The organism is Parashewanella curva (genome assembly GCF_003675895.1).
Classification (GTDB): domain Bacteria; phylum Pseudomonadota; class Gammaproteobacteria; order Enterobacterales; family Shewanellaceae; genus Parashewanella; species Parashewanella curva.
In genome coordinates, this window is the sequence record NZ_ML014753.1 from 99,590 (window position 1) to 115,180 (window position 15,591).

Genomic DNA, 15,591 nt, shown 5'->3' on the forward strand with positions numbered 1-15,591 from the left:
GATATGCCAAGGTAGTTTATTGGGAGTGATTATCAGATAACTGACTTTTATATAAGCAAAAATTCTTATATCGAATATAAGTGGATACCTATAATGGTTTACCTAAGTCATGTTTTGGTGTTTGATATGAGTGCTCAATTTCCCTCCATACAAATATCAGGAAGTTTACTTGGTTTTAGGCTTGAACGAAGTATCTCAGCTGATGACTTTACCACAATGAATGGAAGTGAGGTGTTCACCCCTAAGTCAATCAATAACCGTTGGACAACAAGAGCTGTAAACTGGTTATTTGGCATCAATATGGATGATGCATTAACTCAGTTCCATGCGCTATTACACGCCGATGATGTAGAGGTAAGCGATAAAGCGATGGAAAGGCTCAATAAATTTTACCTAAAAGGGTCTGCTGCTTATATCGAAAAAGATATGAAATCAGATGAACACGGTTATAACTTCTATCTTGTCATTGGGCGTACAAAATACCAAATTAGCGATTCTAGCCCTCAAACCAAAGCCTATAGCTTCCACAGACTTCCCGAGCAAGAACAGTGCTTGAGGCAAATTTTTTGTAGAGAGCACCAAGCTTTTGACTCACAACTCAAACAGAGAACTTATCGGGAAATGCTTGAGTTATACACTCAAAATTATGACTTTGACTCAACCAAAAAATACACCTCACATGTGACTTGCGATGAACTGGAATATTTATTTTATGGTATTCCTGATGCTGACAAAATCACAGATGCGGTGAAAACTCTAAACCAAAACACCAACCCTTGGGCAAGGTATGAAATCAAGTGCAACACTTCTGCACCACATATATATGGCGTCTTTTTTACAGGGAAAGATAACAAACCAAAATGTATAAGAACTTACGACCCGTCAAAAAAATTCGTTTGCAATGCTCAATACGTGAATACGGCCTACCAAAATGATTGGCATGATGATATTTCACTGGAGCTAGCTAAACAAGAGTACACAAATCTTCAACGCTTACTACCCAATACAATATACCAACGAACGCTTAAACCGATGCCTACCGACGGCCATAAAATATCCGAATTAGCACTGGCCAGTATCAGCGCGACGGCTGGAACCTTAGCACTTGGACCAGTTGGGTTAGTGTTAGGAGCGCAATTAGGTGACGCTGCGGCCAGAAGATATAACCAAAAGCATGGAGCACAGCTCGTTGAGCAACCAGCATATTTTTTTAAAAGGGTCTAACTTCCTATTAAGTAAGAGTTACCCTGTTTATTATTTACCGTTTTTTCAAATAACCTAGCCATTCTCAATGGCTGACCAAAAAATAAAAGCAGAGGTTAAAAAGTCTGAGCCTGAAGTGCCCGAAGGAGTAATTATGAAAACGTTATTTCTACTTGTAGCATTAAGCTCACCAACTTTAGCTGCAACGACTACTCACTTTGGAGATTGGTTTGTAACGGTCAATGGAAATTCAAGAATCGCTTCTACTGTTCCTGAGAATACGTCTAGCAGAACCTTTTCCTATGGAATAAATGATATAGGGCAAACTTTTTTTATGTACAGTAATCCAACGCCTTGCCGGCAATGGGATAATGTTACTATTAAAATATTCACAGGTACGAAGTCGCAAAGCGCTGAAACAGGCTCTTCCGCAACTTGCGATGGTAAAAGTCATTGGTTATTTACAACCGCTTGATTTAAAAGCAGTTTTTATACCATGCTATCAGTAGGTACTCGATTCAATTACCCCTCTTTAGATATCAGTGTTGTAGAGCAAGACAAAAGCACGAACAATTACAGCCTTAATGGTGCTATAAACGCATTTAACTATGTTTTTAAAACATCATCTAGCAACTTTAACCAGAAATAATTAAAAGGTAATATTTTTCCAATGATAATAAGGATATGTTGATTCTGGACGGAAACGTGACTTGCACTTGTTTATTTGCATTTTCTATAAACGACTGTGTTCGAACGCTCTCCAGAGGGAGAACAAGTGTCATCATTAAGTACATCCTCAAACTGATAGTTACATCTTTCTGCGACAGAACGACTTTTTAGATTTGTCTCTGCTGTACGTATTTCAAGCCTACGAGCTTTCAGGTTTGTGAAAGCATGATTTTCCAAAGCGAATACCGCTTCAGTCATTAGTTCTTTTCCTGTTTCAGAGGTTCTTAACCAATAACCAATTTCGAAAAAGGGAACACTTTTATCTCGAATGGTTAAGCCTACGGCTCCAATGATTTTCTTGCTTTGTTTATCAGCAATAAAATAACGTAATTCGTTGGAAAGTGAGTGAAAGTTTGCTATTGCTTCGTGCATGCTACTCTCTGGTTCTGCTATAACATTTTGAACCCAAGGTGAAAATTCTGAAAGTTCCTTCTGACTTTCTACAATAGCAGCGTGAACATCTTCAACTAAGTCCATTGATGGTGGGATCAATGAAATACGCTCTGTTTCAATTTTTTGCTCCATCCCCTCTCCTTAAATTTTATTGAACACAACTTGTTTTGGAGCAAAGCCAAGTCAGCCTTCGTTCAAAACGGATTCATCAATGGACAGAGCCATTAAACTAGCTTCTAATTATCTCTATCATAGCAACACAAATTTAAGACCAAACCTACTAGGGCGTGTTGATCTTTCAGGATTAAATTTTGTGCTATTTGAGCACTTTTCTGTTCAAGGAGTGAGCAGTGAAGCTTAGTCATCTAAGTAAGCGGGTCACAACACCGAACAGGAAGTGCTCAAAAGCATCGAAGACAGAGTAAATTGGTCACTTCTGCTGCGTTATCGTTTGTTTATGTGGGGCAACCACAATTCACAAACTCCGCCTTGCATAAGATAACCAATTTATCGCTGCAAAAACAATCACGAAAGATCCACACGCCCTAAGATAAGTACAATCACATTATCGAGGCTTGAATTGATATATTGAGCTACTCTAATTCATAGTTTAAAACTCGTGACGAATACCTAATACGACATTTCGTCCTCTCAATGGTGATTGGGTTTTCACAAATGAAGTGTGTGCAAACGCTAATTCATTCGTTAAGTTTGTTCCACGAAGATATACTTCAAGCGGGTTATCATTACCAACATCAAGCTTATACGACACAGTCGCATTCATCATGTTGTAACCAGAAGTACGCGTTTCATACGAAGCATGATCATTTTGAGTAAAGGTATGTACTAGCTCGTAGTTAACCATCCAATCATTGTAGGTATAGATATAGCGAGCACCAAGCCTTGCTGGTGAGATCCTTGGCAATTTATCCGTTCCACCTTTCAGTTTTGATTTTATGTAATCACCAAAAATAGTTACAGTTAAATCATCACTAAAGTCATAGCTCATTTGAGCATCAATACCAAAAAAACTTGCATCAGCCGTAGTGTAAGCGAAAAAGCGATGTGGCTTATCATTTACTCTTTCTTCTTCAATTAATTTAACATAAATATAATCATCAACATCTTGATAATAAGCGTTAAATTCAAATTGAAATTTGCCCGTATTCTTAGCAATGGTAAAGTCAATGGATTTTGTGGTTTCTAGTACGTCTTTTCTTAGCGCTGGGAACTTGTCTGTATCACGCCTTGCTAAATGTACAACTGCTAACCCTATCTCATAACTATTGGTCGCAAGATTGTTACCAGATGCGTAATTTTCGCGAATTGTCGGTGCTCTTTGACTGTGAGAAAAAGCCAACCCAAGAGAGTGATCATCATTTAAATCAAACGCAAAGCCTAATGAAGCCGATAAAGGGGCGTGTTTGATTGTTGGATAGGCACCGTCGAAAAATTCATTGCCAAAAACATCATCAAAATCAGGACCAAAGGACTGCTTTAGAAAATCAATTGTGCGTTGAGAAAAACCTCGATATTCTCTTAATAACACCTCTGTATCTATTTTTTTAACATTTGACTGAACCCATTCTTTACGGACACCTAAATTTACTTCTACTGGGCCAAAATTACGATTCTCATTCCAAAAAATTGATTGGCTTTGAGTTTCTAATTCAAAAGGCTTCTTACCTTTATGGCGAGTTGAGTTGTTAATGCCAGTTGCAACTCCATCGGTATACTGAAGACCAAATAAGCCTTCAAAGCCCCACAATGATTCATGAGCAAATTCAAGGCGCGCATCATACACTTTGTTGGTAAAACCACTGAATTCGGTATTCCCATCAATTTCATCATGGGCATAATTTGTATGTGATAATCGAATTCGAGTGTGCTCAATAATTGGGATCAAGTCTTGATAATCACCACGAACATCAATACGTTCATTTTTTAATTGAATAAAAGCAGTGTCAGCATCATTGGCACCTTCAGCAAATGGGTCTTTGAAACTATCATGAGGTACACAATGCAAGTCGCTACTATGAGTATGACAAGAAGCATTAGAGTGAGTATGACCAGGAAGTCCATACTTATTTTGTTGTTTAGTATAGGCTGCACCAATATAACCACTATCGGTGATCCAAGACGCCCCAATTGCGGCACTAGAACCTTCAGCAAATGAATCTTTTAGCTTGTCGTTGCCAAACTTAGAGGGCACTTTATAGTCTTTACTCTTATGGTTAGAGCCTTCAACATGAACAGCAAAATCTCCAATGCCACCCGTTACTTTGCCGACTACTGTTTTTTCGTTGTCACCAGTACCCAGTCTTGCCTCGCCAGCACCAGAAAAATTATTGTCAGGTAACTTGGTAGGCACTTTGTTATCAATTAAGTTAATTGCACCGTTTACGGCATTTCCACCATAGCGTATCGCTGCTGGACCGCGTTGTACTTCAATCGCTTCAAGCAATAGTGGGTCTGTAGTAATAGCATGATCTGGCGAAATTGCCGACGCATCATAAACATTGGCACCATTAGATAAGATTTCAATACGTGGAACCGTTTGTCCTCTAACAACAGGGCGAGAGGAACCACCACCAAAATTATCCATGTGAATCCCTGGCAATCCCGCAAGCGTTTCACCTAAACCACCTTGACGACGATGTACTAATTCATCTTCCGATAACGTTAGCACTGGTAATGGAGAGGTTTCAGCTCGATTCATCCTGTGACCCGTAACGGAGATCCTTTCTATTGCAGACTCTTTCTTTTTCTTTAACTCCTGTTTTACATCTTGAGTTTCAACCTCAGTAACAGACTGAGCAAGTGTAAGTGGCGAAAAAAGCCCTAAGCTAATGCAAATAGCCAAGCGTGATTTTGTTAACAATTTATACTCCATGGCGCTAATTTAAAAAAGTTCTCTGATACTGCATTTATCAGAGGAAAATAATGCTCTATAAACCTAATCAAAAAAACAAAGCGTATGTTACAACATAACAAACAGGAAGATCATCTCTTTTTTATATGAATATATGGTTACTCTGTTTGTAATTTCTTTATGAATTACATCTCCAACACATCTAAATTTTAATGTTGTGTTGAAGTAATTTTGGGCGCCACATTAAGTGAACAAATAGGATATTTATCAGTATCAAATCTCGATTTAGATTTTTTTTGCTGAACCTTGACGAGCTTTTAAACGAGGGTTGCTTTTACATATTACGTAAAGCTTGCCTCGGCGTCTGACAACTTGACAATCTTTACTACAATTTTTAGAGATTTGATAATTCCATAAAAGATTACAGCGATATGATAGGCTGGCAAGCTTTGGGGCAAATAAGTTTTCCTGAATGAAAAAGTCAATTAAGTATGACTTTTATTGCCTTATATAGATATAAGGCATCTCCATAAAGCTTCTATTTTAAAGGTTATAATTAACTATTTCCTTTTTTATCAAAAACCAAAGTCCTCAGTAGCCAATCGAACAAAGGGTATGTGATATTAAAATTCTTTTTTACCATAAGTTTTTGATCATGATGCAATACATGAAGTCGCTTTAATCGCCACCAGAAAGGGATTTTTTTTAAGTAAGAGTCATCAGGGACATGAAAACTGAGATGTAAAGCTTCATACAGCAAATACCCAAATATTGCACTGCATACCATCAAATAAGCTGAATTGGGTGAAACGTAATAATATAAAGCACTGCCGACAGGTAAAGCGATACCAAGGATAAAAGCTAAAATTAGGTATAAAGGAAATAACACCACTCTCCAATCCTTCAATGTTTCCCAACTCATGTGATTTTCATCAAAAAAATGGTGATGGTCACCAGTATGTCTTTGGTAGAAAAAACGACCTATTGTAGTTCGTCGATGCCCTAGCCATCGGTGAGCAGCATACTCAGCAAAATTTACGCAAATTAACGTAATAGGTATTGTTAGCCACTCAAGCACTTCTACCTTTTTTATTTCCAAAACAGAAAATAGAATAACGACTAGACCTACAGAAAAAACAAAAAAGAAGTGAAAGTGAGGGTGATAATGAGCGCTCATATTTGAGCGGTAACTCTCTCTAAAAGCAGAAATTTTTTCATCCATGATTTATTTATATGATTATTCGATGGTTATTAGCAATGTAACATAATCACCACATGGTGCAAGTTTCACCAACACTCACTTCGAGTAAAAATGAATTGCTTAGCTTTCTAATCCACTCAAGCACTTCTCGGGTAAAGAAAAAACCTTATAACAGGAAGCATTTTTGAAAATTTGGGGAGGTTATAAACAACGCTCATCATTGGTAAATCATTAAGTGACTCCATTTTCCTTTCTTTGTCTCGATCATTTTGAAAAGGTCGGCAATATAACTCGTATTTTTGACTATCTGTTTCAAACACCTTTAAAAATTCCGAAACCGCTTCAGCTACTGTAGCATCTACTTTGATTGAAACTTTATGTGTTGTCCCTCCCCAACTGATAAAAAGAATATCTGTAGTATTTGACATAGACGGAAGAGTTTCCATTGCAATCAATTCGCTCTGTTCTTTAACAACTTGATCAGTTGCTCTGATATCTGTAGTACTAATACTCATAATAAAACTCTAATAACAATTTAACGTCATTTAATTACAGCAACATTTTCAAAAATATAAAGTGTACTCATGCCGAAACTCACAGAGCAACTCAACACCATAAAATTAAAACATTACAAATCAAAAACTTAAAACAAGTTAAGCTTTAATTACTTTTAGTTAACCTTTGAACAAATTCAAGAGAATTATTAAAACTTGGATAAAATAAGGAGAGATTGAGAGCAATGCCCAATTGGGTTAATCAGGCACTTAAAATGAAAATTACAACCAAGCTGGCATTGTTTGCTCAAAAGCTTGAATTTGATCTAATCTGTGTAGTGACTTACCAATACTATCAACACCTTTAAGTAACGATTTTTGATGCACTTCTTTAATATCGAAACTGAATGCCTTGTCGTTTACCTGTATAATTTTATTCTCGAGGTTAACGTCTATCGTCAATACATTTTTTTCAGCGAACAAAAAAAGTTCATTGACCTGAGCATCAGTCAAAATAATCGGGAGCACACCGATGTTGATACAATTACCGTAAAAGATATCGGCAAAACTTGGGGCTATGATCACTTTAAAACCGTATTCTTGTAGTGCCCAAGGAGCGTGTTCTCGGCTAGAACCACAGCCGAAATTTTCTCTCGCCAATAGAACGCTTGCGCCTTTATATTCTGGTTGATTGAGCACAAATTCTGGATTAGGAATATTGCCGTGATCATCTAAATAACGCCAATCATGAAATAAATGCTGTGCAAAGCCCACCCTTTCTGTTTTTTGCAGAAACTGCTTAGGGATGATTTGGTCTGTATCGATATTGGCTTGATCCAATGGTAATAACTTTCCAGTTTGAGTAATAAACTTTTTCATGTCAGCTCCTTCTAGTTAACCTGAGCTCTGTATAAAGAAATCAGTACTGTTTTGATTTTACAAATAAAATATAAATTCAATCTACAGTGCGGCTAATTTTGTGTAGTTCAAGGCAGAACAGTTCGTAATAGCCAGCCTATTTCAGGCTGTTCTAACGAAGAAATACGCATAAGTAGCTGTGCTGTAGAGGTTTGCTTATGCAGAGCTCAGGTTAGTTAAGCAATGCCGGTTCAATCAATCGTCCCGCAATTGCAGCCGCAGCTGCCAGTTCTGGGCTAACAATATGAGTACGGCTGCCCCTACCTTGCCGACCTTCAAAGTTACGATTACTGGTTGAAGCGCAACGTTCTCCCTCTTTTAATACATCATCATTCATCGCTAAACACATGGAGCAACCGGGTAAACGCCACTCAAATCCAGCTTCAATGAAGATTTCGTCCAACCCTTCTTTTTCAGCTTGTTCTTTTACGCGGTAAGATCCGGGAACGACTATGGCTGTCACATCCTTTGAAACTTGCTGACCTTGTATGGTGTTAGCGGCAGCACGAAGATCTTCAATACGAGAATTAGTACATGAACCGATAAATACATGAGATATGTTTATATCTGATATTTTGGTACCAGCAGTTAACCCCATGTATTGCAATGCCTTGGCACAGGAATCTTTTTCAACGGCATCATCATAAGAATCTGGGTGTGGTACATTCCCATCAATCGCAACAACTTGATCAAGAGACGTTCCCCAAGTGACTTGAGGTTTGATCTCAGCAGCCTCCATAATGAGCACTCTATCAAACTCAGCATCTGGGTCGGTTTTTAGCGTTTTCCAATCAGCTATGGCTTGATCCCACAACTTGCCTTTAGGGCTATAATCTCGTCCCTCAAGGTAAGTAAAGGTGATTTCATCTGGCGCAACTAACCCCGCTTTAGCTCCGAACTCAATACTCATATTGCAGATGGTCATGCGCTGCTCCATGCTCAACGCTTCTATTGCCTCACCGCAATATTCCACTATATGCCCAGCGGCACCCGCGGAGCCGGTTTTACCAATAATGGCTAGAATAATATCTTTGGCGCTGATCCCATCACCGACTTTGCCATTGATCTGAATTTTCATCGATTTAGCTTTGTTTTGCCTTAGTGTTTGAGTAGCAAATACGTGCTCAACTTCAGAAGTACCTATACCAAAGGCTAATGCACCAAATGCTCCATGAGTAGCGGTATGGGAGTCACCACAAACGATAACTGTTCCCGGTAAAGTTAACCCAAGTTCTGGCCCAATAACATGGACAATTCCTTGATTCTTATGGCCCATACCAAATAAGGTCACACCAAATTCGGCGCAGTTTTTTTCTAGCGTGGCCAGCTGATTCGCAGCACTCTTACCTGCTGCATCAATGGCAATAGAGCGAGTAGAAATGTTGTGATCCATCGTGGCGAAAGTACGTTCCGGATGGCGTAGCTGCCGACCATGAAAACGAAGCCCTGCAAAAGCTTGCGGAGACGTCACCTCGTGGATCAAGTGTCGATTGACATAAATAAGTGGAGTTTCCCCATCTTGCTGTTCTACTAGATTTCGTTGCCATAACTTGTCATAAAGTGTCAATGCCATTTCACTGCCCTCCTTTAGCTGCTGACCCATATTGAAGAATATGCTGACAAATTTTTTCACCCATTTCAGCGGTTGATAAAGCTTGGTTCTGACTTGGATCAGACACTAAATCACGAGTAAAGAATCCTTGTTCTAAAACAGCCGATACAGCTTGTTCGATAGCATCAGCGGCCTGTGGTTGATTAAGGCTAAAACGTAGCATTAATGATGCTGATAAAATTTGAGCAATAGGATTAGCAATGCCCTTTCCAGCTATATCAGGTGCCGAACCACCAGCGGGCTCATACATGCCAAACCCAGACTCATTCAAACTGGCCGACGGTAAAAGCCCCATAGACCCAGTGATCATGGCGCAGATGTCAGACAAAATATCACCAAATAAGTTAGAACATAAAATCACATCAAATTGATTCGGCGCTCGTACAAGTTGCATTGCAGCGTTGTCGATATACATATGCTCCAACTCTACATCTGGATAGTCTTTCGCAATCTCGATGACAACTTCACGCCATAATTGCGAAGATGCCAGAACATTGGCTTTATCGACTGACGTCACTTTATGATTACGTTTTTGTGCGGCTTCAAAAGCAAGACGAGTAATGCGTTCGATTTCAGATCGAGAATAAATCATGGTGTCGAAAGCAGTTTCTTGTGCTGTATCCTGATCACGACGACCTTTCGGTTCGCCAAAGTAAATGCCACCAGTGAGTTCTCGCATCACCAAAATATCAAAACCTGATGATGATATGTCAGCTCGAAGTGGAGATAACTGCGACAAAGACAACTGCAATTGTGCTGGGCGCATGTTACAAAACAGACCAAAGTGACCTCTTAATCCAAGTAACGAAGCACGCTCTGGTTGCTGAGCAGGCGGTAAGCTTGACCATTTCTCACCTCCTACTGAACCGAATAAAATAGCATCAGCTTGCTCACAACCTTTCAATGTAGATTCAGGCAATGCAACACCGTGATTATCTATAGCGCAACCGCCCACATCATGGTGTTCATAATTAATTTCAAAATCATATTGTTGCGATACGGTATCTAATACTTTTATCGCTTGTTCCATCACTTCTGGGCCAATTCCGTCCCCAGCCAATACCGCTACACGTAACATGCCAAATCCTTATTTAATTGCTGCTGATTGATTTTTAATTGAGTCACCGTTCGTGATAGGTGAATACTATTTAAGGCGTCCACCAAAGCGAGTGCAGAAGCTTTTACAACATCCGTTTCGATACCATAGCCATGGAAGCGACGATCACCCCATACGATTTCAAGTGCAGCTTTTCCTAAGCCATCGCCACCCGAACCTTTATTGGAAATTTTGTAGTCTTCAACTTTGAATTCAATGCCAACAGCGTCTTTAACCGCCTTGATTAATGCATCTACAGGCCCGTTTCCTGTCGCTGAACTGATTTGGCTTTCATTACCTATAGCTATGTCAATACTGGCCGTAGCAAAACGGCCTGTACCACATTGAACATTAAGGGTATTCAGTCGGTAAAAAGCAGAGTTCGATTGTTGATTAATATTAAATATTAAGGCTTCTAAATCATCGTCAAATACTTGCCCTTTTTTATCCGCTAAAGCCAAAAAATCTTGGTATAACTTGTCTAGGTCAAAGTCTGTGTCGTTATATCCTAGGCTCTCCATTCTATGTTTAATAACATGACGACCACTTCTAGAAGTTAGGTTCAATTTGGTCTTACAAATCCCAACACTTTCAGGCGTCATAATTTCGTAGGTATTGCTGGCCTTTAACATGCCATCTTGATGTATACCCGATGAGTGACTGAATGCGTTACTCCCCACAATCGCCTTGTTTGGCTGCACGGGCATATTGCATAGCTCACTGACAAGCTTTGATGTTTTAGCGATCTCTTTATGATTAATATTGGTATGCAAACCCAACATTTTTTGACGGGTTTGGAGGATCATGGCAATTTCTTCTAATGAACAGTTTCCTGCACGTTCACCGATGCCATTAATGGTACATTCGACCTGTCTTGCTCCAGCTTCTATTGCAGACATTGAGTTCGCGACCGCCATACCTAAGTCATTATGGCAATGTACTGAAATTATGGCTTTGTCGATGTTGGGAACTCGGTTGAGTAACTGCTCAACAATGCTGCTAAATTCGTTAGGCAAGGTGTAACCGACTGTATCGGGAATATTTACTGTGGTAGCACCTGCGTTAATGGCACTTTCGACCATGCGACATAGGTTATCGATTGAAGTACGACCAGCATCTTCACAAGAAAACTCAACGTCATCAGTGAATCGACGAGCAAATTTCACTGCATTTATCGCCATTTGCTCAACATCGGAGAACTCACGCCTCAATTTTTGCAACACGTGAATATCCGAAGTAGAAATGAAAGTATGAATACGGAACTGATCAGCCACTTTCAATGAGTCTGCACAAGCTTGAATGTCTGCTTCAACCGCCCTAGCTAAGGCACAAACTCTTGAATTTTTCACTGTTCGAGCAATGGTTTGAACCGACTCAAAATCACCGGGTGAAGATACTGGAAAGCCAACTTCCATCACATCAACACCCAGCTGCTCAATCGACAGTGCAATTTGTAATTTTTCATGCACTGAAAGACTGGACGCCAAAGCTTGTTCACCGTCCCTTAATGTGGTGTCAAAAACGATCACTTGATTGTTCATGGTTCCTCCAGTTTTAGTGATTTTGTAATGCACATAAAAAAACCCGCACTTTGTAGGCGGGTTTTCTGGTCTCAAATGAAATTAACCAAGCATCCCGCGCCTACTTTTAAATAGGAGTAAGAGGTTCAGTGAGAGTAAAAATGCAAATTTCATAGAGTTCAAAAAATATCTTTAACTTAATTAATCATATAATTAAACACTTACGACATCGCTGTCAACCTTATTTAGAATAATTATTTATTTTTTCAGTATCTTTACCCAGAGGCTGTAGTTAACGCATCCACTCTATCGAAAAAAAAATATAAAAAACAAATGATATTTAGGGCAATTAATCAAATTAATTTAGATATTTATTCCAAAGCCGCTCTGGACTTAGAACATAAAAATTCAAATTGCTTTTGATAAAAGATCAAACAAGAGATTCATTTTTAACACGTTGTCTGGTTTTCCCATTATTGATTTGGTATTGAAAAAAAGCTTGGTTACCCCATTGCGATGTGGCAGGTCGATGCATATTAATTTGTCTATAGTGCGGCAGCGAAGCCGTATTCCAAGTCCTTCTATCAAAGCCACCCTGAGGATACTTTGGATGTAAAAAAGTACTTGTTATTTTGGGGCTTGAAATGGGGGCTGTATAAAACTGAGTATAATTGCCTTTATTTTGGACTTGAGTTGAGTAAGTTCGTTTACTCTGCGCGGAATGGACTCTTCTAGGGGGACAAACTTCAGCAGCGACTCGACCAAAAAAGTCAGCTTGCTTTCCTCCAGCTCGTGGGTGCTCGGCTTTTTTCGTAATCCTGTAATTATTAGCTCTTCTTAATCGGTCGAAGACTTCCTTATTTGCTTCTGTTTCATATCTTACCAGAAGCAAAACGCTTTCTTCCCTAAACACTCTTTGCCGCTCATCTGGCTCATGAATATCTTTTGCTACAGAACAAGCTAGCTGCTGTAAACACTTACGTTCGACATCATAGAAATAGAGTTTTTTTTGCGTTTGTTTCGGATTTTACCTCAGGCTCTGATTGCCTTAAATCTAATGTAGCTCGAAGTTGTTCTAACTCTTTTTCATGCTGAATGTTACAAAATGCCTTAGTTATCTTTTGTGAAACCCTAAGTTCATCTCTTTTAAAATACCTTTTAAAAGGGCAACAGCCCTGCTCATCTCTATCCGGAATAACAGACAAAGGAATACGACTGCCATTGAATTTTAATTGGTAACAATTTGCCCCCATCCTCATCTCTCTGAAAAAATCAGTTCCGATATCAAGGGGATGGCTTTGAATGCCATCATAAATCAAGGTCGCTTTTGCAGCGATATCAGACGCTAAAGATTGACCTACAGCCATAAATTCACCATTAATCGAACAATAAAAGCATAATAAATCCTCACTGAACCAGCGCAAAGGGATACACAGAAACGCTTAAGAATGCTTGAATTCCTAAAACTTTTGTATCAGACAAGAAAACTTAAGAATAAATATAACAAACAAAAACTTAGGATTGGTTCGAAAATTGTTTGTTGGTTAAACACATCACTATTCCTTCCTAATACATGAGCAAAATGAATAAGATTTAATAAAAATCTCACATTGTTTTAAAAAATAAAGATTAAACAGTGCTGAATTAACAGTTGAAAAAAACAATTCTCAAGCATAAAATCGCGTTCGAATATAATTCGAATACGAGTCAGACTATGTGTCCAGCACCTAGATTTACCGTTGAGCAGCAACAGCAAATGATCCTTGATGCTGCCGCTCAGGTCATTGAGTCCTCTTCATTGATGGACTTTAAAATGACCGCTATTGCGAAGCAGGCAGGATTATCTGTTGGTTCACTATATAAATGTGTACAGACAAAAGAAGACATGATCATCGCACTAGCTTGTGAAAAAGATGAGCATTTCTATCAATTATTTAAAAGAATTTTTGATACTTCGCTCACCATGCCACAAAAGCTGATCGCCTTCATTTTGCTTGATCCGAACAAGTCACAAAAATATAGCTTTGATTTGGATTTAGACATTTTATCGAAAAGCGAAGCAGTGATCCGCCGTTGCTCTCCTATGTGGAAAGCACGCATTTTAGAGCTTGAAAATAAGATGAGTGAACTTTGCAGACAAAAAAATGTTGACTGCTTCAACTCAGGTGAGTTTTTAGGCAAAGATCTAAATGCCATATATGAACTCAGTGTTGGACACTGGGCTATGTCGATAGGATTTAAGCAAATCAAGAATCATATAGATGTCGTTTCGCAGCACTTACCGAGAGCCGAATGTGTAGCCGCAACCAATGTTGAGAACAACAGCATTGTAGCCATGACACATTTCATCAATGCTCATCCTTGGAAAGATCCACTGACACCAGAAGCCATAGAACAAACAAAACTAGAGCTAGAAGCTCTTGGATATAGATAAAACATTAGGAAAATTAACATGACAAAGAAAAAGCCACTCCTTAACTGGAGCCTGACTTTTATTGCCATCGCCAGCATTGGTTATGGTCTTTATCACTATAAATCATCCGAAATTAAAACGGCAATGGCGCAGACACAACCTGAGTTTCCATCGCCTATCAACGCGGTAACTGTCGATTATTCCGATTACAAAGAGCGTGTAACAGTTCCAGCTGAAATTGTTGCCCCTGAATCTTTAATGCTCACCAATAACTTCGCTGGAAAAATCACTTATTTAGATTTGCAAAGTGGCTCTGTTGTCAAAAAAGGGCAAAAGTTACTGCAAGTAGATATCAGTGAAGAACTGGCTCAGTTAAAAACAGCAAAAGCAAGATCAACCCTTGCTAATAATGAGCTTGCTCGTGCTAAAGAGTTGCACAGAAAAAAACTGGCTTCTGACGCAGCGTTAGATCAAGCACAAGCCGATGCTCAAATTAATCAAGCTGAGGTCGCTCGTATTCAAGCTATTATTAGTAAAAAAACCATCTACGCACCATTTGATGGCATAGTTGGCCTGCACACCTTATCCGTTGGTGAATACCTTGCACCTAACTCACAAGTGGCCAACCTTGTTACTGAGCAACCACTTCTATGGGTAGATTTCGATTTATCTCAAGTTCAATCACAACGCTTAAGTGGCGATAAGGTTGAAATGGTTATTGAAAATCATCCTAAAACCGAGTTTGCCAACATCATTGCCAAAGAGCCTGTGGTTAACGCTCAAACCCGCGGTGTTAAGTATCGTGCCGAATTGCAAAAAACAGCAGACATGAATTTAAGCCCCGGCACCTTTGTTGAGGTGAAACTACAACAAGGCCAAAGTAAGCCGAAGATTAAGCTGCCAAAACATGCGGTACTTCGTCAACAATCTTCACGCTTTGTTTATGTGCTCGTACCTGAAAAAGAAGGCACTTATCGTGCGCAGCGTCGTGATGTGAGCGTATTCCAAGATGATAGCGAGTTTAGCTATGTATCAAGTGGCCTAAAAGTGGGCGAACAGGTTGTATCTTCTGGCGCCTTTAAGCTCTACCCAAATCAGCTTGTGAGTATTAAACAAGCTGATGCTCAAGCTACAAAATAA

The 15,591-nt window shown here is 39.2% G+C and carries 15 protein-coding genes; 4 read left to right on the forward strand and 11 right to left on the reverse strand.

Going from position 1 to position 15,591, the window contains the following annotated elements; genetic code table 11:
- Positions 1 to 126 precede the first annotated feature (126 nt).
- Together D5018_RS00535 and D5018_RS00540 are read left to right on the forward strand one after the other, a co-directional pair.
- Positions 127 to 1,224, forward strand: coding sequence for a hypothetical protein (locus D5018_RS00535; protein WP_133309210.1), 1,098 nt, complete (start codon positions 127 to 129; stop codon positions 1,222 to 1,224).
- Between the two features lie 67 nt (positions 1,225 to 1,291).
- Positions 1,292 to 1,678: a hypothetical protein gene (locus tag D5018_RS00540; protein WP_121837040.1), complete on the forward strand. Its 387-nt coding sequence runs from the start codon at positions 1,292 to 1,294 to the stop codon at positions 1,676 to 1,678.
- Between the two features lie 245 nt (positions 1,679 to 1,923).
- Here D5018_RS00540 and D5018_RS00545 read toward each other — a convergent pair whose 3' ends face one another.
- The 11 genes from D5018_RS00545 to D5018_RS00595 all read right to left on the reverse strand — a co-directional run bounded on the left by D5018_RS00545 (position 1,924) and on the right by D5018_RS00595 (position 13,405).
- Positions 1,924 to 2,457, reverse strand: coding sequence for a GNAT family N-acetyltransferase (locus D5018_RS00545; protein WP_207819167.1), 534 nt, complete (start codon positions 2,455 to 2,457; stop codon positions 1,924 to 1,926).
- 478 nt (positions 2,458 to 2,935) lie between these two features.
- Positions 2,936 to 5,206, reverse strand: coding sequence for a TonB-dependent receptor domain-containing protein (locus D5018_RS00550; RefSeq protein ID WP_207819170.1), 2,271 nt, complete (start codon positions 5,204 to 5,206; stop codon positions 2,936 to 2,938).
- 276 nt (positions 5,207 to 5,482) lie between these two features.
- Positions 5,483 to 5,599, reverse strand: coding sequence for a 50S ribosomal protein L36 (gene rpmJ, locus D5018_RS21930; protein WP_207819183.1), 117 nt, complete (start codon positions 5,597 to 5,599; stop codon positions 5,483 to 5,485).
- Positions 5,600 to 5,753: 154 nt separating this feature from the next.
- Positions 5,754 to 6,419: a sterol desaturase family protein gene (locus D5018_RS00560; RefSeq protein ID WP_121837042.1), complete on the reverse strand. Its 666-nt coding sequence runs from the start codon at positions 6,417 to 6,419 to the stop codon at positions 5,754 to 5,756.
- 116 nt (positions 6,420 to 6,535) lie between these two features.
- A complete protein-coding gene (locus tag D5018_RS00565) occupies positions 6,536 to 6,913 on the reverse strand; it encodes a hypothetical protein (protein ID WP_121837043.1) in 378 nt (125 codons plus the stop codon).
- Positions 6,914 to 7,174: 261 nt separating this feature from the next.
- Positions 7,175 to 7,771: a 3-isopropylmalate dehydratase small subunit gene (leuD, locus tag D5018_RS00570; protein WP_121837044.1), complete on the reverse strand. Its 597-nt coding sequence runs from the start codon at positions 7,769 to 7,771 to the stop codon at positions 7,175 to 7,177.
- A gap of 211 nt (positions 7,772 to 7,982) precedes the next feature.
- Positions 7,983 to 9,383 carry a 3-isopropylmalate dehydratase large subunit gene (leuC, locus tag D5018_RS00575; RefSeq protein WP_121837045.1) on the reverse strand — a complete coding sequence of 467 codons (1,401 nt, stop codon included), beginning with the start codon at positions 9,381 to 9,383 and terminating at the stop codon, positions 7,983 to 7,985.
- A 1-nt stretch (position 9,384) separates the two neighbouring features.
- Complete coding sequence (gene leuB / locus D5018_RS00580) at positions 9,385 to 10,500, reverse strand: 3-isopropylmalate dehydrogenase (RefSeq protein WP_121837046.1); 1,116 nt, start codon at positions 10,498 to 10,500, stop codon at positions 9,385 to 9,387.
- Positions 10,488 to 12,059 carry a 2-isopropylmalate synthase gene (gene leuA, locus D5018_RS00585; protein ID WP_121837047.1) on the reverse strand — a complete coding sequence of 524 codons (1,572 nt, stop codon included), beginning with the start codon at positions 12,057 to 12,059 and terminating at the stop codon, positions 10,488 to 10,490. The genes leuB and leuA overlap by 13 nt, the downstream gene beginning before the upstream one ends.
- A gap of 409 nt (positions 12,060 to 12,468) precedes the next feature.
- Positions 12,469 to 12,930, reverse strand: coding sequence for a hypothetical protein (locus D5018_RS00590; protein ID WP_133309211.1), 462 nt, complete (start codon positions 12,928 to 12,930; stop codon positions 12,469 to 12,471).
- 97 nt (positions 12,931 to 13,027) lie between these two features.
- Entirely contained in the window at positions 13,028 to 13,405 is a 378-nt protein-coding gene (locus D5018_RS00595; RefSeq protein WP_121837049.1) for a hypothetical protein, read from the reverse strand.
- A 347-nt stretch (positions 13,406 to 13,752) separates the two neighbouring features.
- On the opposite strand from D5018_RS00595, the gene D5018_RS00600 reads away from it, so the two are divergent.
- Positions 13,753 to 14,472, forward strand: coding sequence for a TetR/AcrR family transcriptional regulator (locus D5018_RS00600; RefSeq protein WP_121837050.1), 720 nt, complete (start codon positions 13,753 to 13,755; stop codon positions 14,470 to 14,472).
- 18 nt (positions 14,473 to 14,490) lie between these two features.
- The gene (locus tag D5018_RS00605; RefSeq protein ID WP_121837051.1) at positions 14,491 to 15,591 is read left to right on the forward strand and encodes an efflux RND transporter periplasmic adaptor subunit; all 1,101 of its coding nucleotides are present in this window, start codon (positions 14,491 to 14,493) and stop codon (positions 15,589 to 15,591) included.

Excerpts from the sequence above, each read along its gene's own strand:
- D5018_RS00535 (WP_133309210.1), top strand. The coding sequence starts at position 127 with ATGAGTGCTCAATTTCCCTCCATACAAATATCAGGAAGTTTACTTGGT.
- D5018_RS00540 (WP_121837040.1), top strand. The coding sequence starts at position 1,292 with ATGGCTGACCAAAAAATAAAAGCAGAGGTTAAAAAGTCTGAGCCTGAA.
- D5018_RS00545 (WP_207819167.1), bottom strand. The coding sequence starts at position 2,457 with ATGGAGCAAAAAATTGAAACAGAGCGTATTTCATTGATCCCACCATCA.
- D5018_RS00560 (WP_121837042.1), bottom strand. The coding sequence starts at position 6,419 with ATGGATGAAAAAATTTCTGCTTTTAGAGAGAGTTACCGCTCAAATATG.
- D5018_RS00565 (WP_121837043.1), bottom strand. The coding sequence starts at position 6,913 with ATGAGTATTAGTACTACAGATATCAGAGCAACTGATCAAGTTGTTAAA.
- leuD (WP_121837044.1), bottom strand. The coding sequence starts at position 7,771 with ATGAAAAAGTTTATTACTCAAACTGGAAAGTTATTACCATTGGATCAA.
- leuC (WP_121837045.1), bottom strand. The coding sequence starts at position 9,383 with ATGGCATTGACACTTTATGACAAGTTATGGCAACGAAATCTAGTAGAA.
- leuB (WP_121837046.1), bottom strand. The coding sequence starts at position 10,500 with ATGTTACGTGTAGCGGTATTGGCTGGGGACGGAATTGGCCCAGAAGTG.
- leuA (WP_121837047.1), bottom strand. The coding sequence starts at position 12,059 with ATGAACAATCAAGTGATCGTTTTTGACACCACATTAAGGGACGGTGAA.
- D5018_RS00595 (WP_121837049.1), bottom strand. The coding sequence starts at position 13,405 with ATGGCTGTAGGTCAATCTTTAGCGTCTGATATCGCTGCAAAAGCGACC.
- D5018_RS00600 (WP_121837050.1), top strand. The coding sequence starts at position 13,753 with ATGTGTCCAGCACCTAGATTTACCGTTGAGCAGCAACAGCAAATGATC.
- D5018_RS00605 (WP_121837051.1), top strand. The coding sequence starts at position 14,491 with ATGACAAAGAAAAAGCCACTCCTTAACTGGAGCCTGACTTTTATTGCC.